This window comes from Klebsiella sp. BIGb0407, assembly GCF_024807845.1.
Classification (GTDB): domain Bacteria; phylum Pseudomonadota; class Gammaproteobacteria; order Enterobacterales; family Enterobacteriaceae; genus JGM124.
This window is the reverse complement of the sequence record NZ_JANUEQ010000001.1, coordinates 1,001,901-1,023,913: the sequence shown is the minus strand read 5'-3', so window position 1 is coordinate 1,023,913 and position 22,013 is coordinate 1,001,901. Positions and strand designations below refer to the sequence as shown.

Sequence of the window (22,013 nt, the reverse complement as noted above, 5' to 3'; positions counted from 1 at the left end):
AACATAAAAATAAATAGGGAAAATGATGAAGTTAAGTAATAACGTTGCCCGGCAACGACTCAGCATGTTAATCACGCTTGCCCTTAGCTCTTCTGCGATAACTGCGATTCCACAGGTTGCCTTTGCTGCAACCACGGCTCAGCCCACAACATTTAATATTCATGCCGGGTCGCTTTCCCAGGCGCTGATGGAGTATGGCCGCCAGTCAGGTTTGCAGGTGACCTATCGTCCGGAGCTGACGGCAGGTAAATCAACGCGCGGGTTAAAAGAGCAAATGACATCAGAGGCGGCGCTGGCAACGCTTTTACAAGGCAGCAATCTGAGCTGGCATTATGCTGACCCTAATACCATTATCCTGAGTGCAACCCCTGATAGTGCCAGTCTGGGAGCGGATAATTCACTGCAACTGGATACCATCACGGTTTCGGCAGTAGCAGGCGTCAACCCGGTTGAGGCCCCTTATCTGACTCCAGCCCCGACGGCACATATTTCAGCCAGTGATATTCAACATTTTCGCGGTTCGAGTCCGGCTGACATTTTTCGTGGTACCCCTGGCGTTGCTTCAGGGGAGGCGCGTAATGGTGCCGGGTCGATCGATCTTAATATTCGTGGCATGCAGGGTATGGGGCGAGTACAAACCACAGTTGATGGAGCAGAAAACTCGTCACAGGTTTATCAGGGCTATCAGGGGATCTCTAACCGCACCTTCGTCGATCCTGACTTGCTGGCGGGTATTGATATTACCAAAGGTTCAGATGTCTCTTCCGGGGGCATTGCGGGTTCGGTAAGTATGCGAACCCTGAACCCTTCTGACATTATCAAAGAAGGTAATACTTTTGGTTTTCGCCTGAAAGGCGGTGGCGGCGGGAACACCACATCCCCCCATGCGGGAGATAAAGCCGGTTACCGTATTGTCAATAACCCAGGAGTCAATGCCGCGCCTTCATCCGCTATCGCCTCTGATGACACCATGGGACGGCCTAATTTATTAAAACCGACTCAGGGTTCAATCAGTATGGTCGCCGCGACCAAGGGTGAGCAATTTGAACTGCTGGGAGGCTATGCTTACCGAAATCGCGGTAATTATTATGCGGGTAAAAATGGGGATAGCGCGAGGATCGTTGATACCGGCACTAAACCCTACTGCATCAGCAATGGCACCTGTTATCCGCATCTTGCCTATAACAACTATCTTGAAAATCACGGTTCAACGATTTATCGCGCCGGAGAAGAAGTCCTTAATACCCAGTTGAGAACGGAAAGCTGGCTGGCAAAAGGGATTTATCGTTTTGGTGATGGTCAGCGTTTGCAGCTGGGCTATACCCACTATAACAGTGAGGCGGGTGAGCTAATGGCATCCCAGCGTGCGAGTAATACCACGCAGGAAACTCAGCAAAACAAAACCACGGGAACGCGAGTTAACAGCGCAACCCTTGGCTATAGCGTTAAACCGTCGAACAATGCCTTGGTTAACCTCGACACCCATCTGTGGATGACTCACTTGCAGCTTCGTAATCCGGTGAATGACTTCAGCTATACCTATGGGGATGAAAGAACCGGGTCTAATACACAGTCGTGGGGTGGGGATGCCACCAATAAATCCCAGTGGATAACCGATTATGGCAGTCTGGGGCTGACTTACGGAGGAACCTGGAAAGAAGAAAATACCCGGCCAACGACTTATACCAGGGAAGTGGGCGGCTGGCTTAACCATCGAGATGCTAAACGCAAAGAAGGCGCGTTATTTACCAAGGCGGAATATCAGCCGTCAGACTGGTTAATCGTTAATACCGGGCTGCGTTATGGCCATTATTGGTCTCACGACAGAGATCCTGCTGAAGAGAGCAGTAAGAGCAGAAATAGCCGACCTGAGCGCTCTGAAGGGGGATTCAGCCCTTCTGTCGGGTTGACCTTTATTCCGCAGGAAAATACCCAGCTGTTTATTAACTACTCTAATGTTCAGCGCTTCCCGAGTCTGTTTGAATCCGTTGCGGCGTTTACCATTATCCCTAACCCGGATATTGAGCCAGAGCGTGCCAGTAACTGGGAACTGGGGGTGAATTACCACAATAGCGGACTGTTCAGCGACCAGGATAAGGCGATGACCAAGCTAAGCTACTTTAACTGGACGGTAAAAAACTATATCTCCCGCTCTTATCGGACATTTGTTGACCCTGACTTAACCTGGACGGGTATGCAGGTGCATAACATTGACAGAGCGAAATTCTCCGGGCTTGAGTGGTCATCGCGCTATGAATACAGCGGCTTTACCGCAGAACTGGCGGCTAACTATTATCTGGATGTCCAATTCTGTCAGAAGCAGGGGGGCTGTGAAAGTAAGTCGATGTACGGGGATTACGCCACGAATCAGGTGCCGCCAAAATATCAGGTTAATTTAACCCTGTCGCAGGCACTACTGGATGACAAACTGACCGTCGGTTCAAGGGTATCCTATACCGGAAAACGTGCTATCGGTCATGGCCGGGTCACTGACCAGGGTATGAGTCAGTTTATCAGCCAGGTCAAATGGACACCGCATACCTTAATTGATCTGTATGCTGATTATAAAGTTAACAGCTACCTGACCGCGTCGATGACCCTGGAAAATCTGACCGATCGTTATTATGTCGACCCGCTCAGTGTGTCTAATGTCCCAGGTCCTGGCCGTACCCTTTATGGCTCGTTAAGCGTTTCCTGGTAAGTGAACGTGCAAACAGAGGATGAAAAAAGAGCGGAGGGTGCCATCTGGCGCCCTGTGCTTGCCATGGAAACGAAAGCGATGGAATACCGGCGCTGGTGCGGGGCGGTATTATGTACCGCCGCCTTGCATGGCGCCGTTATCGGCTGGTTAATCTGGACCCCGTCTTATGCGGAGAATATTTCGTTACCGCCTCCTGCCTTAATGGTGACGCTGGCCGAACTCCCCCAGGCGGTGAACACGGAACAAAACGATATTTCTGCTGAGACCACAGAGGCACAGGCCAGTGAAGAACAGGCCGAGGCTGAACCGCCGCCGCCGGTAGAGGAGCCGGTGGAGCCCGTGGTTGAAAAAGAGCCTCAGCCCGCAGAGATCCCTTTACCGCCGCCGGTGAAGAAAACGCCTCCGCCACCGAAGAAACCTGCCCCTGTACCGAAAAAAGTCGAGAAACCGGCCGAAGCACCCGCCCGTCTTCAGGCTCAGGCGGCATCCAGGGCAGCAACCGAGGCCAAGGCTCAGGTGACACTGTCCACGCAAAATGCCGCCCCCCAGGCTACTGCCGGCGTTCAGGCTTCCCCCCAGGCGGTGATGACCTGGAAAAGCCGGGTGATGGCGCAGCTGGAACGAAATAAACGTTATCCTTCATCGGCTCAGTTAAGAGGCCATCAGGGGATTGCTTTTGTCCGCTTTAGCCTGGACGCAACGGGTAATGTCATATCAGCGGAACTGGCAAAGTCTTCGGGATTTGCGGAGCTCGACAAAGAAGTGGTGGCGCTGGCTTATCGCGCTTCCCCTTTACCGGCTCCACCGGATAAAAAACCGATAACTTTAACTGCGCCGGTCGCGTTTATGAAAAAGTGACCTGAAGTGGTCAGGTAAAACTGGCCACGAATTTGTGTGTTATCCAGACTCTTCTTTTTGATTCATCGAGTGTCAGGCCTGCGTTGTACTGATGAGGTCTGCACACGTTGTAGTAACCTGTCAAAAAACCTGGCTGTACTGGGCAGCAGCAGCTCAGTCAAATCGCTGGCGACCTCCATGGCTATCGGTGGGGCACTGGCCGGTTTTGATAAGGTGATCAATGTTGATGTTCCATCCGCTTTTGCAGGGGGAGCGGGTATTGCAAAAGGAGGGGGTAAACTAGTTGAAAAAGCCTCTATTTTTGTTGAAAAGAGACTAAAATCTTCTGTTGTTAATAAAATACTTGAAGCAAACCGTACTGGTAGTGGTCTAAAACCTGATCCTTCTCTCAGAGACTCTAGTTATCTCAATTATGAGCAGTTAATGGATGGAAAAGTTTTCACTATTACAGGCGGTGGTGGCATAAAAAGAAAATTACTTCAGGTTGAAGGTTCCTTTAATGATAAAAAAGGTATATTTGAATATATATACGAGAAAGAAGGAAGCGTAACACATCAGCGATTTATTGAGAATGGTCGCGTTACTGGTCAACCTAATCAAAAAATAGTTAAAGGTTAATAATATGAATTTATATCCAATACCATCAGACTTTATTTACAGCATTACTTCACTGTCATGGTGTGATATTAAATGGGGCTATGAATGTAAGTTTATAACCCAAAGCATACCTATAAAAAAAGCAGAAGACACAGTGCTAACGGGTATTTATACTACTGCTGAACTTGAATTGTCATTCCAACCACCTGATTGTTCTGATGTGATTCCTTTTTTAAAGGAGCTATGCCCTATATGTGAGTTGGATGATGAATCGATGATTAAGAGGAAGTGGTTGTTTATTACACTTAGTTGGTTGTGGGATAATCGTAATAATTTCAATGAACCATTAGCTCAGGTTGAAAATATTTATGCTGATTTTTCTTATCCTTCAGAAATAGAAAGTTTTGTCAGATATATGCCGGTTACTGATGGACATAATTCATTGGCTCATACTAAGGAAGAGAATATCAATCATTTAATTAATCATTGGAAAAAATATTTAGATAGGAGTTCTTTAATATTTAAGAGTTAAGGTTTTTTTGAGGCTGGGGATGACGAAGTGATTGAGTTAAGTTATCTCCATTCTATAAAATGAGCTAATAGCCTAACAATGATAAATGAATCTAGGTGGAACGTGGGCTATGTTGTATATTTATAGATAAAAGCTCGGTGTTATGGTTATTTAAATGCTGGATAACTTGGCTGGTTAATCAGGTGCTAACTACTCTGAAAAATGTTCAGTTACTATATTCCCCGAAAAATCTGCTTGTGATAGTTACCTGTGAGTTGTTCAACAATTCCAGAGTAGATATCCAAGAGTTAAAGTTGATATTTTAGATAATGACGATATCCGTCTCATACTAGGGGAAATAAAATAACAATGAGCATAATGAGTTATGATGAAGCCAGGAGTGGTTTTTCCTATTCTAGCTACTCTTATTGTAGGCATGTTATTGGAAATTTAAAAAATGATCCTCAATATGTTATGCCTGAGGGTTCTGATCAGACATTTGCATATGAAGCATGGGAGGGTGCATATTCTGAACCCGTAGAAGATCTTATGCTCGAGCTGTTTACACTTATTTTTATGGCTGGAAGAGGTAGCCAAAAAACGGTGAACTACCATAAAGAAAAAATTTCAAAAATCTTATCCATAAATAATCTGAGTAATATGCTTGAGAATGTCACGGAAGACGACAAAACAGATATTTTATCCGACCTACAATTGCTTGAACTCATTGATATATCTTAACAAATCATCTCGAACAAAACGGTTTTAATTTCTATATGATTGTGTATGTCAACATCAATTGTAGTCGGAATTAACGCTACCAATTAGGCCGTAGTAACCCAATCAGTCGTGAACTGCTCTCCGGAGCCGTTTTTCCATGCCTTATTCTCTCTGAATCAGATGGTTTCTATCCCTGCTTGCAGCATTCTATCCTAATGCGCCGCTTTACCGCGCCGTGGCCTGCGCTCATTGCATCCCACCGAAAAAAACACTCGCCGGGATGTAAAGGGCAACGCCGTTTCTCGTGCCGCATCACGACGTTGCAGCTGAACCCTGCTCATTCCTCCTCGTATACCTCTTTGCCGTTTAAGTCTCTTCGCCTGGGCTGAGACAAGCACAATCCGTCTGGCTGTCCAGGGACGGCACGCCTTTCGCAATAAATTTGTTTCCAGCCATTTCGCAAGCTCCATTTGACCAGAAAAAATTTCCCGCTCACGCCTGGACAGCTGCACTGGCTCGCGCTGGTTTACGCCCTTGCGGCGAGGGTTCTCAAACGGGTGAAGGTTTTTAAATGCGGAGTGATAGTTAAGAACGAATGCTGAATGTGAAATAAGCCGTATTAAGCAGTAAGGGATGCCGGGCAGTTTTGGGCCTGCCCGGCAGACAATAATTAATACTTACAGAGGCAGTAATTATGTCTGTACAGATAATAAGGTAAGACCAGTCAAGAATGATAGCGAAAAGTCTGAAGTTCTGGTGATTTTCGCAGAGCTGGGATCCGTTCTGGCGATTGATGATTGAATCTGATGCGCAGGCAAAAGAGAGTCCGGTGTTTGTCTGGCAACTGGATGATCCCCATTAAATTGACCTGCCGCAAAGTTGCAGGTTGAGCAAAACGCTATTTTTGCCACTATAATGCAGGTTGTTCCATTATTTGGCATTAAAAGGAAGTCGTGGTGTGGAGTTTTATAAGGCGTAAGGTTGCAAATTATCCCGCGGTGAAAAGAATGTCTCCGGCACAAAAAAAACGCACAGGAGGCCGGATAATTCTCATGTGTACATTGCTTATAATTATTCAGTTGGCCAGTTTGATATATTCAGAGAGCAATGTGTGGATACATACTCTCTCCCAGGTCGTCTGGGGAGTCTCTATGGTCGTTGGTTTGATTATTGCCTTTGAATCGGATGGCAGCGGATTAAGCAAATAGTGTTTAAAATAGAGGGTAGTCTGCACCAGTGCCTTTTACCCTGACAAAAACGCTGCCAGAGCGCACCCCCCGCAGGGCGATACAGCCACTATAAAGTGGCCAAGTCAAACACCCTGAGAGTCTTATCTTCTCAGGGCGTCATCGATCTGCATCGGGTAAGAATATTACCCCTCAAATGTCTGTAAGAAAGAGGTCGTTGCGGTTGATCCTCCGCAGACAATCACCAGCACATTCCGGTATTCAGCAAGCGCAGGCTGTTGCTGATAGAGCAACGCCAGCGCGGCGCCACATGCTGGCTCAACCAGCACGCGCTGGTCATCAAGAAAACGCAGGCAGGCATTAACCGCTTCACTGTCCGTGACGGTATATGGGAACACCTGGCGATTCTGAATCACATCATAAGCCCGCTGACAGACCTGACGTGCGCCCAGCGTTGTGGCAATACCCGACAGGGCAGGGAGCGTGACCGGTTTTCCCGCTTCCAGCGCGGCGCGATAAGAAGCCATACCCTCTGTTTCAACCGTAAAAATGGGGACATTATTCAGACCATAGCGTAGCAGCCCTTCGTCAACGCCCGACAATAGCCCGCCACCGCCTACGGAGAGTACGACGGCATCAGGACGGAGACCTGCCTCTATCACCTCATCAATCATTGAGGCATGTCCTTCCCATAACAGAGGGTCGTCAAAGGGATGAATAAAGGCGTCCTGCTCGGTCAGTAACGATAGCGCCAGCTCATTGGCTTCCGCCCAGGACTTTCCCTGTACTCTGACTTCGGCACCTTCCAGTGCCAGTAAATGACGGGCACGTTCTGAGGTAGTTTCAGGAACAACTACCACCACCGGAACGCCCAGTTTACGTCCGGCATAAGCGACTGCCAGACCGGCATTACCGCCTGATGAGGAGATTAAACGTCGGGCACCACGAGCAACATGAGTTTCACAGGCATGGCCGATACCGCGCATTTTAAATGAGCCTGAAGGTTGCAAGGCTTCCATTTTTAACCAGACGCGGGTGCGGTTTAACTGACTGAGCGCCAGGGATTCCAACAGCGGGGTGTTAATACTCAGTGCCATGCGCGTAATTTCCTCTGGGTTACTACCCTGTTCAGGGTTCATTGTTGAGTTCATCGAGATAGTTATAGATGGTATAGCGTGTGACTCCGAGGGCGGTTGCCGCTTTCTCGACTCCGCCTTTAATCAGAAAAATACCTTTTTCCTGCATGTTTTTTACCGCGAGCAAATTTGTCCGTTTGGTCTCTGCCCGGTTACCTTTAGCGCCTGACATATCGGTAGTACTGATGATTTCATGCATCAAATCTTCAATACTGGTATGACTATTTTCTGCCGCAGGCTCTGGTGGTCCAGGATTGTGCTCAGGTGCAACTATCCCTGCCAGTGAGTTCAGCACACGTAGTGCCTCTTCAATTCCCGTGTTATCGACATTGATACATAAAGCGGCGAAAGGCTGGTGATGGCGATCGCGATAAATTGCGGTACTGCTGCGAAGCGGCTTGCCTTCACGACTATAAGTGACGTAGTCCAGCAGTAATGAAACAGGCTCATTTCGTCGCGACATGGCACTGATAAAGGCTTTGTCCGTGCGCATGCCCGCCAGTACCGAGTCCCCCTTTTTACGCCCTGTCACCCCCGCATTGGCTATTTCCGCAATCGAATATTCCGGCGCTCGGAGATCGTGCAGAACCACTTCCGTCTGACAGGAGACGACGCTGCCTATCACCCGTACTGCGGCTGACAGCATGACCATTAATTCATCAAGGTGCTGATGTTCAGTTAACTGAGACATGTTTTTAACCTTATTCCATAACCCCGGAACAGGATTACCTCTACATTTTGTAGAAAAATAGCATCAGTAGAAGATGTGATCAACATTTTGTTGATCAACTTGCAATGTCATCGAAGATTGAATAATGCTGGTAGCGTATTGTTCCAACAGCGGCACAATCAGGCCTGAACGGCCGGATTGATTGCGCCCGACAACACAACTCGGCATGCTGAAACCACTTCCTCACCGCCTAAAGGTAACAGCATGAACAACAAAACAATCACATGGAATGGTGCGGTACAGCCAGAAGCCATGACTATTTTATCGGCAGAAGGCGGGATGATTGTCTGTCCGACAAAAGTGGGCTATATCATTATGACCTCGGATAAACAGGGGCTGGAGCGCAAGTTCGAAGCCAAGCAGCGTAAACGTAATAAACCCGGAGTGGTATTGTGCGGCAGTATGGAACAGTTAAAACAACTGGCACAGCTGACCCCGGAAATTACCGCATTTTATCAGGCTCACTGGGATGCCGATATTTTGCTGGGCTGTATCCTGCCCTGGCAGCAACAGGCGCTGGATGCCTTACCGGATGACGGGTTAAAAGAGCTGATGATGGATGGACGTCAGACCAGCTGCTTTGTGATTAAGTTTGGTAAACCGGGTGAGATGCTGGCGAAAACCCTGTGGGAAGAAGAGGGCAAGTTCTCCTTTGCCAGCTCCGCAAACCCTTCAGGTAAAGGTAACCGTGGCCGGGTAGAAAATATTGGCGAGCGCATTGAACAGCGGGCTGATTTAATCATCTCTGCCAATGATTATGTCAGTTCGATCCAGGCGGGGAAAAGTGAAGAAGCACGTTACGAGCAGGGCGTGATGGTATCGATGGTCGATAACCAGGGACAGCTGGTGCCTGAACAGCACGGAGAACGCAAGGTCACGCCCTGTCCGGTATTAATCCGTAAAGGTCTGGACGTTGACCGTATTGTCAACCTGATGGCGGAGCACTTTAATTCGTGGGATTACCGTCATGGCGACTACTACTAATTTCGCCGGATGCAAAGAATTCGGGACAGAACGCGATAGAGTCATTCAGACAGGGAGCTACAGGCTCCCTTTTTTGCGTCAGTCAGTCAGTCACAGAATTCTACTTCTATAAAAAATAATCCCTGCACCCTATTTATTCTATATAACGCAGTTACTGCGAGGAATGTTAGCAGGTACTGTTACTACACTGAGCATAACCTAAACTGACAGGCAACTTTGTGCTAGGCTGTATCTCTTATAATTATTTAACATTCAGCTAACATACGAGTTCATAATGCGTTTAATTATCATGATGTTAAGCTTTGCGCTCTCCACACCTGTCTGGGCAGATAAACTGTCAAGACCTGCTGGTAAAATCATTTTAACGCTGTCTGGTAATATCGAAAATACCAATGAAGCTGGAAAAGCCATTTTTGATCTTTCAAGCCTTGAAAAACTAGGTATGGTCAGCTTTCAGACCATTTCTCCCTGGTATAATGGCCGCATCACGACCTTTGAAGGTATTCCTCTGCAAAAGCTTATGGATTATGTCGGGGCGAAAGGTTCTGTCGTTAAGGTTACTGCGCTCGATGACTACACCACTGAAATCCCCCTCAGTGATTTTAAAAAATACAACGTTATCCTTGCTTTAAAAATCAACGGGAAATATATGCGTATCCGCGATAAAGGCCCGTTGTTTGTAGTTTATCCCTATGACAGCAAGCCTGAACTGAATAATCATGTTTATTATTCAAGGTCAGCCTGGCAGGTCAGTGGAATGGATGTTGAGTAAGGGATCAGAAAACCAACATGAACAGAATTCTGGCTGGCATCATTTCTCTCCTGTTTATCTCTACCGGATATATCTCTTTCCTCGTGCATGAAAGACAACAAGAGTTACAGAAACTGACTCACTATGAGGCTGCGTGGTCAGCGGCACAGATGGAATCAGAATATTACCGGTTCGAATCGTTGCTCGGTCTTTACATTATTGATGAGACAATACCGCTGGATGATGTGCGTATGCGTCTCGATATTATGCTCAGCCAGAGTGATTTAATGAAAGAAGGTTCACTGAGGAATTACATAGAAAGTAATAAGGCCCATGATGCACTGGCTCTACAGATTGAAAAGACACTTGAGTACCTGGATATTCATCTTGAGAGTATGAACCGCCCAGAACTCCAGGCATACCTCAAAATAATGCACAGACTTGATCCACAATTGGGGCGTCTGTCGTCCGGCGTTTTAGACAGGGATATCAACTTGGTTAATGATGCCAACCTCAAAATTAAAACCCTGTACTATATTTACTCCGCGACGTCCGTATTGCTGATAATAATGAGTGCGATACTGGGGGTGCTGATATTTTATCAAAACAGAAATATTCTGAAGGCACATCTTCAGGTAAAGAATCTTGCTGAGGCACTGCAGGAATCAACTGAAAGACTGCAAGTCCAGAATGCCAGACTGGAGTATGACGTCTACCATGACTCTCTGACAGGAATGAATAACCGTCATTTCTTTTGGGCAAATTTAAATGAAACCATCGGGAACGCAGTAAAAAGCAATCATTCTGTGGTTGTGATGTTGTTTGATTTAGATGGATTCAAGGAGGTCAATGATACCTATGGCCATGATGTTGGTGATAAGTTATTACGGCAGATATCACACCGTCTGATCTCAATGGGCCTGACTTCAGGTACGCTTTATCGTTTAGGCGGCGATGAGTTTGCGTTTCTCACGAGTGGCCTGACGGAAAACTGTGCCGTTTTACAAGCCCAAAATATATGCAAGGTTATCAACCAGACCTACACTATTGATAACACGATTATCGATATCACGAGCAGTGTCGGTATTGTTATCTCAGACACTGAACGCCGCCCGGACTATCTCTATAAATTTGCCGATCTGGCCCTTTATGAAACCAAAAATGAAGGTGCGGGTAGGATCAAAGTTTTCCGGCAATCGATGTTTAAAAAGCTGCAAGAAAGACGGGTCCTTGAGCATGATATGGCACTGGCATTAGTGAATAAAGAATTCGTGGTCTATTATCAGCCGATTGTCGATTCCTTCAGCCGGGAAATTTACAGCTATGAAGCCCTTATTCGTTGGAAACATCCGCTGAAGGGGCTTTTATCGCCGGACAGTTTTATTCCCGTGGCTGAAAAAACAGGCATGATTAACGAGATGGGGAGATTGGTGCTTGAAATGGCCTGCAGGGAGGCCGCTTCCTGGATGATTCCGGCTAAAATTTCAGTTAATGTTTCTCCTGTCCAGCTAAGCAGCACAGACTTTGCCGGAATAGTGCAGTCCATTCTGAATGAAACGGGACTTCCCGCTGAGCGCCTTGAACTGGAATTGACGGAATCCTCTCTCTTTACTGAGAACAATACGCCGATAAATACGCTTAACAGGCTGCGGACTATGGGGGTGAAAATCTCTATCGATGATTTTGGTACCGGTTATTCTTCTCTTTCGCGCCTCAGCAAAATAGCCTTTGATAAAATCAAAATAGACAAATCTTTTGTACATTCGATATCGACACAAGAAGACACTATTAATGTCATCAGGCTAATCATCGGCATGGCGAAATCCCTCAATATGAAGGTTGTTGCGGAAGGTATTGAAACGGAGGAGCAGCTGGAAAAACTTCAGGTACTGGGATGTGATTTCACACAGGGCTATCTGTTTGGTAAACCTCAGCCTGATATAGATCGGAAAATCAGAAACGGTTAAATGGAAAAATGACAGGAGTAGTAAACTCTTGTTATCCGCACTGTTTTCAGTGTGCGGTGATGGTGGTACTGACTGTCCTTGCTATTCATGAATGAACCCGGCTTTTAAGCCGGGTTCAAATAATATAAAACTATACTGATTTAGAAATCGACATTTACGCCTAACTGGAAATTACGACCAGGCGCGATAGCGAGCTGCTGGTTATAGTAATTTTGATCCGTACCGGCATTAGTGCTTGTTGCTTCTTCAATATCTCTGACACTCAGATAATCCCAGTATTTACGGTCAGTCAGGTTATATACTCCACCGTTGATTCTGACGTTTTTAGTCAGACTATAGTAAGCGGTCAGGTCAACCACGCCATAACCTGGCGCATTCATATACTCGGTTGAACCGCTAACAGGCGTAGCCCCATTGCTGTAGGTATTTCGACCGGTATCGCTTGCACGTTTACCTTTGTTAAAGGTTGCAGTGACTGCCGCACCATAGACTTTTGCTGGGTCATCATAGGCAGCGCCAAGGATGGCTCTCATTGGTGCCACGCTATCCAGGTCTACGTATTGATCTCCAGAGAAGCTGGATTTAGCTGCGCCTTTTGAATAACCAAATGCCACACGGGTGCTCATACCATCAACCTGGCTGAACCATGTGCCTAATGCAAATTTAGCACTCACTTCTGCACCGTAGATATAGGCTTTGTCGCGGTTTTCATACTGATAAATCGTACTTATCCCGCTTGGGTAGCCATCGCACTTACCGCTGGTTGCGCAGGAGTAACGGGTAATACCAATGAAGTTTTGATAGTCGTTGTAGAAGGTTGATGCGCCAAACGTAACACCTTCAATGAGCTGGCCTTTTAAGCCCAGTTCATAGTTATTACTGGTTTCAGTTTTCAGTTCCGGGCTACTCAGGATAGCGTAAGGACTTGAGAAGCCTCCGCCGTATCCCAGACTCCAGGCACCGTACAGTTGTCCTGGCGTTGGGAACTGTATACCCCGCTTATATTGCACATAGGCAGCCAAATCCGGCTTCAGCTTATACTGGAAGCTAATGGATGGCAGGATTTTATTTTCTGCCATCGTACCGTAAAGATTACTGGTATCGGTGACATTGGTATTATTTGACATCAGGTTTTCCTGGTGCTTCGGTTTGGCACGCTGATATGCCCAGCGAACCCCAGGAATTACCGAGAAGTCATGTCCGTTCAAATCCCATGTCATTGTATCCTGAAGGTACAGACCCAGATTCGCCACATCGCTATCAGCCTGTGGCTGACCAAGAATGATGGAGCTACCTGTCTGGGTTAATGGACGAACGGATTTAGTGGTTCTTGCATTGACGCCATAACTGAACTGATGGCGGCCCCAGTCTTTATTCGCATTCGCGTCTATACCGACAGTTTGCGTGTCGTTATTTGTCCATGTCATGGTCGACGGTGTTTCATAAGTCGCATCATGCGCTTCTGTCTTGGTATAGAAAACTTTCGTTTTTAAGGCATCGAAAAGGGCAAAATCATCCGGCGTCCAGAGATCTTCCAGGCTGGTTCCGTAGCGTCGGGTCTGGCTGCTCTGGTAAGAGGTGCCGGTGATAGAATACCCGGAGAAACTCGAGCCACTCCAGGTAGGGAAATGGGTATGGTTGGTTTTGTGGTAATAATCCACAGAGGCGGTTAACTGATGGTTATCGGTCGCCTGCCAGATACCTGACGCAAGTACAGCGTTAGAGTGCCAGTTAGCATCTGGAGTCTTTACCGTCGCATCGTCATGATTTTTTGTTTGATTTCCGTCTCTGCGGCTGATGACAATAATACCGCGTAAGTCGTTATCGCCACCGGCGGCGGTGATACCATTGTGCCAGCTGTGATTAGACGAGTCATAGCCCGTCTGATAACCGAAATAGTTGTACTTATCATGCTTTAAATAGCTATTAGGTGATTTTTGTCTGAAGGAAACTGAACCGCCAAGTGCGTTATTCGGGTTAGAGACTTCAGTAGTGCCCGAGACAATATCAACAGAGCCATACATGTACGGATCCAGATAGTCACCACGGCCAATCCCGTAGCTTCCATACTCTGAACGACCGTTAGTTTGCGAGGTGGAGCGGTCAGTCGCCGTTGGCAACTCCACACCATCAACATCTATGGATACACGGTTTGCATCCAGACCACGGATATTGTAGCCGGTCGAGCCCCCGCGATCGTATGAACTTTTTCCGGCGGATGACCCACCTGCAGAACCATTTGCACTGATTAACGGCTGGTAACGCATAACGTTACTGAAATCATTTACACCGTTTTTCTGCATCTCCTCAGCACTGATTGCAACCTTGCTACCAGGGTCAATTCTTTGTGACCAGACGGTCATTTGATCTGCGGTTGCTGCTGCTTTTTTCTGGGAAGCCTCTGTTGCTTCAGTCGTCGTATTTTGGCCATCTTCTGCAGCATAGCTCGTTAAGGTTACGCTGCTGAGAATTCCAGAAAGAATCAGTTTATTGAGGCGCGATATCTGAAATCGCGGAGGATGGAAATGCATGTGAACTCCGTTAGATAATTATTTTTTGTTTTTTTTTATGCGGGGATGATTGTGTTGATACCGCCATCCACCGTCATTACTAGTCATACGAAATGTTATCATTACATTAGCTAAATGATAAACATAATGATAATCATTTCTATTAATGCTCACAATTATTCATTAATTTTTATTATTACGATTGATTTTGGTTGATCATTAACCAGTTAACCACAGGGCCCCATCACGTCGGAGACACTGAGGTATTGAAGGGGTTTTTATGGCTGGAGGGGGGAGCGTGACTCAGCGGTTTTCTTTAGATTCGGCGGCAGCAATCCGTTGCTGTAATTCATCGCTAAAGCGTTTAATACCTGATGTTACACGGTCTTTCGTTTTAAATAACAGCCAGATTTTATATTCGTCCATTACCCAGCCGGGTAAAATTCTGACCAGTTTCCCGGCGGCAACGCTTTCACGCGCCACATAGGTTGGCAGATAGGCGATACCCCGGCCGGACAACGCCATCTGTACTAAAGCAATACTGTTATTGCTGCGAAAACGGCTTTGCACGCTGATGCTGATTTTCTGTTTATCTTTGCGGAAGGGGAGTGAAATCGAACGGGCGATGCCGCGCAATAAAATATAGTCCCGGGTGGGTAAGTCTTTCGGTGTCAGTAGTGGTTTAAGCGTTTCCAGATAACCAGGTGCGGCAAATAATCCCCACTGAATAGAACATAAAAACTGGGTATGTTCATGTAAGGGAGGGTCTTGCGACACGCTAATTACCAGATCATAGGGGCTGTCTTTAATATCGACTTCTTTATCCGAGAGATCGAGATCGATAGTCGCGTGAATATTTTTTTCCAGAAATGAATTCAGAACCGGAACCACATACTGGGTGCCAAAAGTTACCGGAGCTAGCAGGGCGATCGTTCCCGTTGTCTCCTGGTAGTACTCTTTGATAAACAGTTCGGAAGAACGGAGTTCGTTGAGGATTTTAAAGCAGTGCTGGTAGTAGCTCAGCCCCAGTTCCGTAATCGTGATTTTGCGGGTAGTGCGTTTTAACAGCATGCCGCCGACCCGCTGTTCCAGCAGGGCAATATCCCGGCTGACCGAGGACTTTGACATGCCGAGACTTTTGGCGGCTTCGGTGAAGCTCAGGGTCTCGACGACGCGGGCAAAAACCGCCATCGGGATCAGATTCTCGACTTTTTCCACCTGGCCGTGATTCCTTTTTCTTAAAGCCTGGGGGCTTAACATAACCTGACCCCCAGTACTCTGCTATTAAGGCTTACGTGCTATCAGCACCGCGCGTACCGGTGCCGGATATCCTTCAACGGTTTTACTGACGTCATTAGGATCAAGGAAGTCAGACAGTGATTCGGTGGTCAGCCAGGAGGTCCTGCGTTGTTCCTCAGAAGTCGTCACACTGCTATCGACTATTCTGACATCGACAAAGCCGCATTTCTCTAACCAGTTTTTCAGCGCCAGCGCAGAAGGAATAAAATAGACATTACGCATCTGGGCATAACGCTCACCCGGCACCAGGACGGTGTTCTCATCACCTTCCACCACCAGAGTTTCCAGCACTAATTCACCTTCAGGTAATAGCTGACTTTTTAGCTGATAGAGATGGTCGAGCGGGGAGCGGCGATGATACAGCACGCCCATTGAAAATACGGTATCAAAGGCATTGAGTTCAGGCAGTTGTTCGATACCGAGCGGCAGTAAATGCGCGCGCTGATCGTTACCCAGTAATTTACGCACCGCCTCGAACTGGCATAAAAACAGCTGCATCGGATCGATACCGACCGCCAGATGTGCGCCTGCACCAATCATCCGCCACAGGTGATAACCGCTGCCGCAGCCGACATCGAGAATAGTACGGCCTTCAAGAGGGGAGATATGGGGCAGTAAGCGATCCCATTTCAGGTCAGATCGCCACTCGGTATCGATATCTACACCGTATAAAGAGAAAGGCCCTTTACGCCATGGCATCAGATTACGCAGCAGTTTTTCAATACCGAGTTGCTGACCCGGGCTCAGTGGCTCCTGAGTTTCAGCATGGACTCGGTGCAGTAAATCAAGCTGATAAGGCTGGATGTCAGGCAGGTGATGAATGGAGTTAAACCACTGTTTAAACTGACCGTGCAGGGATTCGCGCTGCCATGAAGCGAGCTGTGCAGGTAAAGTTTCAAGCCACGGGGCCAGCGGACTTTTAGCAATCAGCTGATAAAAATTACCAAAATCAATCATACATTTGTCCCGGACTTTACTGCCACTAATGAACCAAAATTAAAACACTGAAACCACAGTTCAGCATGTTCGAAGCCAGCTTGTTTTAACCGTGCTTTATGGGTTGCCACCGTGTCGGTCAGCATGACATTTTCCAGCATGCTACGCTTCTGGCTGATTTCCAGTTCGCTGTAACCGTTGGCGCGTTTAAAGTCATGGTGCATATTAAATAACAGCTCACCCACGTCCTGGTCTTCAAAGCTGAATTTTTCTGACAGCACCAAAGCCCCACCGGGATTCAAGCCTTCCCAGATAGTATTCAGTAAGCGCTGCCGGTCTTCAGGAACCAGAAACTGTAAGGTGAAATTTAATACCACCAGTGAAGCGTTTTTGATAACGACATTACGGATGTCATCTTCAATCACTTCAACCACAGTCTGGGCTTTAAAGGCATCAAGATGACGACGGCAGCGCGTGACCATGGCCGGTGAATTATCAACGGCGATAATTTTGCACCCCTCGTGGCGGATATTACGCCGTACCGAGAGCGTTGCTGCCCCAAGCGAGCACCCGAGGTCATAAACCTGGCTGTTCGGTTGCACAAAGCGCTCCGCCAGCATCCCTATCATAGAGATAATATTGGAGTAGCCGGGAACCGAACGCTGGATCATATCCGGGAAGACTTCGGCTACCCGTTCATCAAAAGTCCAGTCGCCCAGTTTATCTATCGGGGCAGAAAAGAGCATATCGCGGTCTGACATAAGGTTAATCCGGAAATTCTAAAGGCGTATTTTGCGTTAATAAACGGAGAAAACCAACTCCCACGGCATGTACCATAAATTTGCCAGTACCATCAGTACCAGTGAAATCCAGGTTGCACTCATACCGGAGCGACGCCAGCGCAGTAGACGATGGTGATAACCGTAGTAGTGCATCAGCCGACCGACCACCAGCAAAATGCCACAAACATGCACCATCCAGGCCAAAGCCCCGTTCATTTCCATAAACAGTAACAGCAGCAGGCCGATAGGAATATATTCAACCGCATTGGCATGAATACGAATGGCACTCTGAAGCTCACTGAAACCTCCATCCCCGTAGGAGACGCGGTATTGCATACGCAAACGAGCAACATCAAACGAGAACTTAATCAGCATTAAAGCAGTAATCACGGCATACAGCGCGCAAATCATAGAGACCCCATAAACACAGCGTTCGCCCTCCTATCATAGCGTGCAACGCTTCCGCTGTCGCCAGGGCTTAGAAAAGAGAAGCTTACGTTGTAGAAGTACAGTGAATTTTGGCGCTGGAATAGAGGCGAGACCATCGTCCTGGTATGTGTTTTTTAGGATATTGCTTAGAGGCGGAAGGCTTAATACTGTCTATGCTTAATGAGTCATACAAATTTTTCCCCAACATAAGGAATACTTAATGTCTAAGAAAAGTCTGTATTTTATCTTAGTGGCTTCATCTTTTGCTTTCGCAGTCACTGGCTGTTCTTCGAATCAATCCATTAAGACTACGGATGGACACACCATCGTTACCGACGGAAAACCACAGATAGACAGGGAAACCGGACTGGTCTCCTATAAGAACGCCCAGACAGGAAAAACCGAGCAGATAAACCGGGATCAGATCAGCAATATGAGTGAACTGGATAACTGATGAGGAAATTGCTATGAAAAAATTAGTATTTTCAACGGTAGTCGCGATAATTACACTCTCAGCCCTGACCGGCTGTACCCGAACCAGCTATGCCATTCACACCACTGACGGTCGGACCATTGTCAGTGACGGAAAACCAAAAGAAGCAGAGACAGGCATGCTGGGTTATACCGACGCCAACGGGGTTAAACAGCAGATCAATAATCAGGAAGTCAAAGAGATATCAGAACTTCCTCATTAATCAGTAAAAAGTCACAGCATGCGAAGTGCTCCCCAAAAGTTGAACGTGCGACTGAGTAAGGAGCATTTTTTTATAATGAAGTTATCTGAACGGACGTGCTGGCATATTACTGTGCCAGCCTGGCAGGATAGCGAGAAAAGGGATATATCAAATAACGGTCATTTTTAAAATGGATATTGTAGCGATAGGTATTCACTGCTAATACTGAGCCTGGACAGAAGTCATCAAGGGAATTGATATGTTAAGGCATAAGGATTGTTTAAGTGCTTACTTAGTTTCCGTTGCTCTTGAATACCTGGACAACAGGCTAACAGGCATTGTTGCGACAGACTCTTACTTAAGACAGCCCGACTATTCATCAAGAACTGAGAGCCATTACTACTTAATTCTTGCCGGTACGGTATCGCAGGAGGATATCCGGATAATAAGGTATATATCAAGAGAGTTTCCTGAGTCATCTTTTAATTATATTTACGAGCATGAGTTAGTGGACTACCCATCTCAGGTTATATGGCAGTTTCAGTGTTCTGAATGGCTTTATAAAAAGAATAATTTCCAAATAACCATGCCGGAGAGAAATGTACTGGAGGAAAGCAGGCAAGCTATTTTTTCCTGCTATCATCTTTGCCGCCTGTACTATATTCGAAACCTTAATCTGAAGACCCATATATGGGGCGTCCGGCAGTTTGGCTGGTCTGTTCGCTACGCTCTGAATTGCCTGTTTAACCCTGACCATGGGCATTCGTTTAGTGAACAAGACATTTCTGACCGAAATTGGTTGATAGATATTCAACATCACTGGCTGCAGCATAAGGGAAAACTGACCTGTTCTGAGGACGCATTCAGAGATGCTGTCAGTCACCTGAGTGAAATTGTCAGTCGCAGGGCAGAAGGGCTTCAGAGGACTCATCCGGTCACGAGTGTCCTTGTCAGCGGTTCGGTGCATGATACCGTTCCTGAAAACATCGCACTTGTGGTGAACGGGGTAAAAAAAAGACTTGCCCGTGAAATGGGCTCATCACTCCTCTCTTTCTATTTAAATGGAAGCGCTGCCAGAGGGGAAATGCGCCCGGGCTCCGATATCGACAGCTTTATTATTGTTGATAAGGTCAGCCGGGATATTCTGGACACAGTGAAAGATATTCAGTCTGATAACCCGCCTTTTACGATATTGGTCTACAGCCTGGCTGAGATAAATCACTATCCTGAGTTTCGTCGATATGGATTATCTCATGGCATAAAATGGGTGAGTGGGGATTGGTGCCTTCGCTTTAAGCCAGATATTCATGACGATATCGCAGGAATCATCATTAATATTTTTACCGTACGGAAGGTTGCCCGGGTTTATCTTATTGAAGGAAGCTACGGACCCCGGGCGCATTATATCGCTGCCATCATGACGAAACTTATTGATCATGGCGGTTTACGTCCGCTGCAAAAACGACTTACCGGCATTTATCCCACGTCCCGCGCAGAGCTTAGGGCATTCTTCACAGATAGAGCGCCTTATGCCTGTATTCTCTCTTTTATTGATAATCTGGAATCGAATGAGCAGACACTCAAGGAAGCGCTGCTTAAAGGCAATGTTTCCCTGATTGAACAGCTATTTTTTACACTTTCCGAGTCGACTTGTTTGCTGGAAACACAGGTCAAAGACTTAAGTGCAACGCTTGCGCCTGAACTCAGAAAAGAGAAGCCTGTTCAGCAAAAGCCGGTGGCGGATTAAGGAAGGGAAAGCGCTGCTGTAACTGGGGCCATAAGCGATGGAGCAGGGCGTTGACTTCACCAATATCGGCGGTATGAAGGAACAGGTAGGGGGTGCCCTGAGCTGCCCAGTCAGTGAGTTTATCTAACCAGATAGTAAATAACTCGCTACTTTGTTCTTTATCGTCGCTGCCAATAAAACGAACTAAAGGGTTGCTGGCCGTCATAATGGCATGTACCGGAAGTTTAGGTTTTTTACGCTGCGCCTCACGCATTGCTTCATTCCGCGCTATCGCCTGATGTACAGGGCGGCTGTCCAGGATCACTCGATTGACCTGTCGTTGGTGCAGGCCCCGATTTAATGCCCGTTCATCTTCACCTTTGTCAAAAAAAGCCGGATGGCGCACTTCAACCCCATAGGTAAACTCCTCAGGCAGATGGTCAAGAAAGTGCCATAACTTCGGCAAATCAGCGGGAGAGAAGGTGGCGGGTAACTGTAACCAGTACTGGCCAATGCGGTTTGCCAGCGGCGCAAGGCAAGTAAAAAAGGCATCGCGCAAATCATCACAGTGACTCAGCGCGGCCTGATGCGAAATAGTTGCCGGGAATTTAAAACAAAAGCGAAAGCTATCGCTGGTCATATCCCGCCAGCGTAAAACACGCTCCTGATTGGGTAGGGCATATAGCGTGGTATTGCCTTCCACACAGTTAAAATAACGGGCATAGTCAGCGAGGGATGAGATCCCTGAACGCGCCCATTTAGGATGCTGCCATTGTGGAAGGCCTACATAGATCATAATGCGGCAATAATCTCCTCACAGCTGCGCACCCGGGCAATACGCGGGAAAATATTATTAATACTGCTCTGATGCTGTTCGGTACTGGCGGCGCTACAGGCATCTTCGGCAATCACCAGTGAAAAACCCAGTTCCCAGGCGTGGCGGGCGGTGGACTCAACCCCAATATTGGTCGAAATACCACATAGAATGATAGTGTCGATACCGCGACGACGTAACTGAAGTTCGAGGTCGGTACCATAGAAGGCGCCCCACTGACGTTTGATCACCACAATATCAGTGGCTTCCTGCCCAAGATCAGCAGGAGGCACCCACCAGTTCTCCGGCAGGGCATGAGCGGGATTAGGTGCATCAACCGGCTGTTTCAGGGCTTCGGCAAAATCAGGCGACCAGCCTACGCGCACCAGAAAAACCGGCGCACCGGTTTCACGACATTTTTTCGCCAGAGCAGCAGCGTTATCAACCACCTGACTGGCAGATCTCGGGCCGCCAGCAAAAGGTAAAATGCCTTCCTGTAAATCAATGACCACCAGTGCTCTGTTGGTTGTATTAAAAATCGTCATCTTTTACTCCAGTTCGATTCTGAATAAACAAGACACTACCCCTGATGAGGGGAGTTATCCTGGCAAAATTTGTTAAAATTTATGAGAATTATCAGCTTACCGGGATGATTCTTTCTGCGTGGCGGTTTCGGGCTTATCGTACGCCATTATTTCCAG

General features: G+C 47.1%; 20 protein-coding genes. 11 read left to right on the top strand and 9 right to left on the bottom strand.

All coding sequences use genetic code 11. The annotated features are described in order from the left end of the window. Window positions 1–22: 22 nt before the first annotated feature. The 5 genes from M2387_RS04840 to M2387_RS04820 all read left to right on the top strand — a co-directional run bounded on the left by M2387_RS04840 (window position 23) and on the right by M2387_RS04820 (window position 5,408). Window positions 23–2,701, top strand: a complete 2,679-nt coding sequence (locus M2387_RS04840) for a TonB-dependent receptor (RefSeq protein ID WP_259047527.1) — start codon at window positions 23–25, stop codon at window positions 2,699–2,701. Window positions 2,702–2,707: 6 nt separating this feature from the next. Next, a complete protein-coding gene (locus M2387_RS04835) occupies window positions 2,708–3,559 on the top strand; it encodes a cell envelope integrity TolA family protein (protein WP_259047525.1) in 852 nt (283 codons plus the stop codon). Window positions 3,560–3,595: 36 nt separating this feature from the next. Further along, a complete protein-coding gene (locus M2387_RS04830) occupies window positions 3,596–4,177 on the top strand; it encodes a DUF637 domain-containing protein (protein WP_310572755.1) in 582 nt (193 codons plus the stop codon). Between the two features lie 4 nt (window positions 4,178–4,181). Further along, a complete protein-coding gene (locus tag M2387_RS04825; RefSeq protein ID WP_259047521.1) occupies window positions 4,182–4,688 on the top strand; it encodes a DUF2247 family protein in 507 nt (168 codons plus the stop codon). 357 nt (window positions 4,689–5,045) lie between these two features. Next, window positions 5,046–5,408, top strand: a complete 363-nt coding sequence (locus tag M2387_RS04820; RefSeq protein WP_259047520.1) for a hypothetical protein — start codon at window positions 5,046–5,048, stop codon at window positions 5,406–5,408. Between the two features lie 1,351 nt (window positions 5,409–6,759). On the opposite strand, the gene M2387_RS04815 is transcribed toward M2387_RS04820, so the two are convergent. Beyond that, window positions 6,760–7,671 carry a pyridoxal-phosphate dependent enzyme gene (locus tag M2387_RS04815; RefSeq protein ID WP_259047519.1) on the bottom strand — a complete coding sequence of 304 codons (912 nt, stop codon included), beginning with the start codon at window positions 7,669–7,671 and terminating at the stop codon, window positions 6,760–6,762. A gap of 31 nt (window positions 7,672–7,702) precedes the next feature. Further along, window positions 7,703–8,401, bottom strand: a complete 699-nt coding sequence (locus tag M2387_RS04810) for a helix-turn-helix transcriptional regulator (RefSeq protein WP_259047517.1) — start codon at window positions 8,399–8,401, stop codon at window positions 7,703–7,705. A gap of 243 nt (window positions 8,402–8,644) precedes the next feature. Between M2387_RS04810 and M2387_RS04805 the strand changes: the two genes are divergently transcribed. The 3 genes from M2387_RS04805 to M2387_RS04795 all read left to right on the top strand — a co-directional run bounded on the left by M2387_RS04805 (window position 8,645) and on the right by M2387_RS04795 (window position 12,142). Then, window positions 8,645–9,424: an L-threonylcarbamoyladenylate synthase gene (locus M2387_RS04805; protein ID WP_259047515.1), complete on the top strand. Its 780-nt coding sequence runs from the start codon at window positions 8,645–8,647 to the stop codon at window positions 9,422–9,424. Window positions 9,425–9,698: 274 nt separating this feature from the next. After that, on the top strand, window positions 9,699–10,196 hold the full coding sequence (locus M2387_RS04800) for a putative pterin-binding protein (RefSeq protein ID WP_259047513.1): 498 nt from the start codon (window positions 9,699–9,701) through the stop codon (window positions 10,194–10,196). Between the two features lie 17 nt (window positions 10,197–10,213). Continuing rightward, window positions 10,214–12,142, top strand: a complete 1,929-nt coding sequence (locus M2387_RS04795; RefSeq protein WP_259047511.1) for a putative bifunctional diguanylate cyclase/phosphodiesterase — start codon at window positions 10,214–10,216, stop codon at window positions 12,140–12,142. A gap of 140 nt (window positions 12,143–12,282) precedes the next feature. Here M2387_RS04795 and M2387_RS04790 read toward each other — a convergent pair whose 3' ends face one another. The 5 genes from M2387_RS04790 to M2387_RS04770 form a co-directional block, all read right to left on the bottom strand. Then, window positions 12,283–14,673: a TonB-dependent hemoglobin/transferrin/lactoferrin family receptor gene (locus M2387_RS04790; RefSeq protein WP_259047509.1), complete on the bottom strand. Its 2,391-nt coding sequence runs from the start codon at window positions 14,671–14,673 to the stop codon at window positions 12,283–12,285. A 282-nt stretch (window positions 14,674–14,955) separates the two neighbouring features. Next, entirely contained in the window at window positions 14,956–15,870 is a 915-nt protein-coding gene (locus M2387_RS04785; protein ID WP_259048293.1) for a LysR family transcriptional regulator, read from the bottom strand. A gap of 66 nt (window positions 15,871–15,936) precedes the next feature. Further along, entirely contained in the window at window positions 15,937–16,908 is a 972-nt protein-coding gene (gene cmoB, locus M2387_RS04780; RefSeq protein ID WP_259047507.1) for a tRNA 5-methoxyuridine(34)/uridine 5-oxyacetic acid(34) synthase CmoB, read from the bottom strand. Further along, window positions 16,905–17,648, bottom strand: a complete 744-nt coding sequence (gene cmoA, locus M2387_RS04775) for a carboxy-S-adenosyl-L-methionine synthase CmoA (protein ID WP_259047506.1) — start codon at window positions 17,646–17,648, stop codon at window positions 16,905–16,907. Before cmoA ends, cmoB begins: the two co-directional genes overlap by 4 nt. 36 nt (window positions 17,649–17,684) lie before the next feature. Further along, on the bottom strand, window positions 17,685–18,080 hold the full coding sequence (locus M2387_RS04770) for an MAPEG family protein (RefSeq protein ID WP_259047504.1): 396 nt from the start codon (window positions 18,078–18,080) through the stop codon (window positions 17,685–17,687). Between the two features lie 238 nt (window positions 18,081–18,318). On the opposite strand from M2387_RS04770, the gene M2387_RS04765 reads away from it, so the two are divergent. The 3 genes from M2387_RS04765 to M2387_RS04755 all read left to right on the top strand — a co-directional run bounded on the left by M2387_RS04765 (window position 18,319) and on the right by M2387_RS04755 (window position 20,519). Beyond that, entirely contained in the window at window positions 18,319–18,552 is a 234-nt protein-coding gene (locus tag M2387_RS04765; RefSeq protein WP_259047503.1) for a YgdI/YgdR family lipoprotein, read from the top strand. 13 nt (window positions 18,553–18,565) lie between these two features. Continuing rightward, window positions 18,566–18,793: a YgdI/YgdR family lipoprotein gene (locus tag M2387_RS04760; RefSeq protein WP_259047502.1), complete on the top strand. Its 228-nt coding sequence runs from the start codon at window positions 18,566–18,568 to the stop codon at window positions 18,791–18,793. A 565-nt stretch (window positions 18,794–19,358) separates the two neighbouring features. Further along, the gene (locus tag M2387_RS04755) at window positions 19,359–20,519 is read left to right on the top strand and encodes a nucleotidyltransferase domain-containing protein (protein ID WP_259047501.1); all 1,161 of its coding nucleotides are present in this window, start codon (window positions 19,359–19,361) and stop codon (window positions 20,517–20,519) included. Here the strand turns inward: M2387_RS04755 and M2387_RS04750 are convergent. Beyond that, on the bottom strand, window positions 20,476–21,294 hold the full coding sequence (locus M2387_RS04750) for a DUF72 domain-containing protein (RefSeq protein WP_259047500.1): 819 nt from the start codon (window positions 21,292–21,294) through the stop codon (window positions 20,476–20,478). The genes M2387_RS04755 and M2387_RS04750 overlap by 44 nt on opposite strands. Next, window positions 21,291–21,857 (bottom strand): hydrolase, encoded by a 567-nt coding sequence (locus M2387_RS04745; RefSeq protein WP_259047499.1) that lies wholly within the window; start codon window positions 21,855–21,857, stop codon window positions 21,291–21,293. The genes M2387_RS04750 and M2387_RS04745 overlap by 4 nt, the downstream gene beginning before the upstream one ends. Between the last annotated feature and the right edge of the window lie 156 nt (window positions 21,858–22,013).

Bases quoted from the DNA above. Each gene is read 5' to 3' on its own strand.
- cmoA (WP_259047506.1), bottom strand. From the start codon at position 17,648: ATGTCAGACCGCGATATGCTCTTTTCTGCCCCGATAGATAAACTGGGC.
- cmoB (WP_259047507.1), bottom strand. From the start codon at position 16,908: ATGATTGATTTTGGTAATTTTTATCAGCTGATTGCTAAAAGTCCGCTG.
- M2387_RS04810 (WP_259047517.1), bottom strand. From the start codon at position 8,401: ATGTCTCAGTTAACTGAACATCAGCACCTTGATGAATTAATGGTCATG.
- M2387_RS04770 (WP_259047504.1), bottom strand. From the start codon at position 18,080: ATGATTTGCGCGCTGTATGCCGTGATTACTGCTTTAATGCTGATTAAG.
- M2387_RS04790 (WP_259047509.1), bottom strand. From the start codon at position 14,673: ATGCATTTCCATCCTCCGCGATTTCAGATATCGCGCCTCAATAAACTG.
- M2387_RS04765 (WP_259047503.1), top strand. From the start codon at position 18,319: ATGTCTAAGAAAAGTCTGTATTTTATCTTAGTGGCTTCATCTTTTGCT.
- M2387_RS04825 (WP_259047521.1), top strand. From the start codon at position 4,182: ATGAATTTATATCCAATACCATCAGACTTTATTTACAGCATTACTTCA.
- M2387_RS04750 (WP_259047500.1), bottom strand. From the start codon at position 21,294: ATGATCTATGTAGGCCTTCCACAATGGCAGCATCCTAAATGGGCGCGT.
- M2387_RS04760 (WP_259047502.1), top strand. From the start codon at position 18,566: ATGAAAAAATTAGTATTTTCAACGGTAGTCGCGATAATTACACTCTCA.
- M2387_RS04815 (WP_259047519.1), bottom strand. From the start codon at position 7,671: ATGGCACTGAGTATTAACACCCCGCTGTTGGAATCCCTGGCGCTCAGT.
- M2387_RS04840 (WP_259047527.1), top strand. From the start codon at position 23: ATGATGAAGTTAAGTAATAACGTTGCCCGGCAACGACTCAGCATGTTA.
- M2387_RS04820 (WP_259047520.1), top strand. From the start codon at position 5,046: ATGAGTTATGATGAAGCCAGGAGTGGTTTTTCCTATTCTAGCTACTCT.
- M2387_RS04805 (WP_259047515.1), top strand. From the start codon at position 8,645: ATGAACAACAAAACAATCACATGGAATGGTGCGGTACAGCCAGAAGCC.
- M2387_RS04800 (WP_259047513.1), top strand. From the start codon at position 9,699: ATGCGTTTAATTATCATGATGTTAAGCTTTGCGCTCTCCACACCTGTC.
- M2387_RS04755 (WP_259047501.1), top strand. From the start codon at position 19,359: ATGCCGGAGAGAAATGTACTGGAGGAAAGCAGGCAAGCTATTTTTTCC.
- M2387_RS04795 (WP_259047511.1), top strand. From the start codon at position 10,214: ATGAACAGAATTCTGGCTGGCATCATTTCTCTCCTGTTTATCTCTACC.
- M2387_RS04745 (WP_259047499.1), bottom strand. From the start codon at position 21,857: ATGACGATTTTTAATACAACCAACAGAGCACTGGTGGTCATTGATTTA.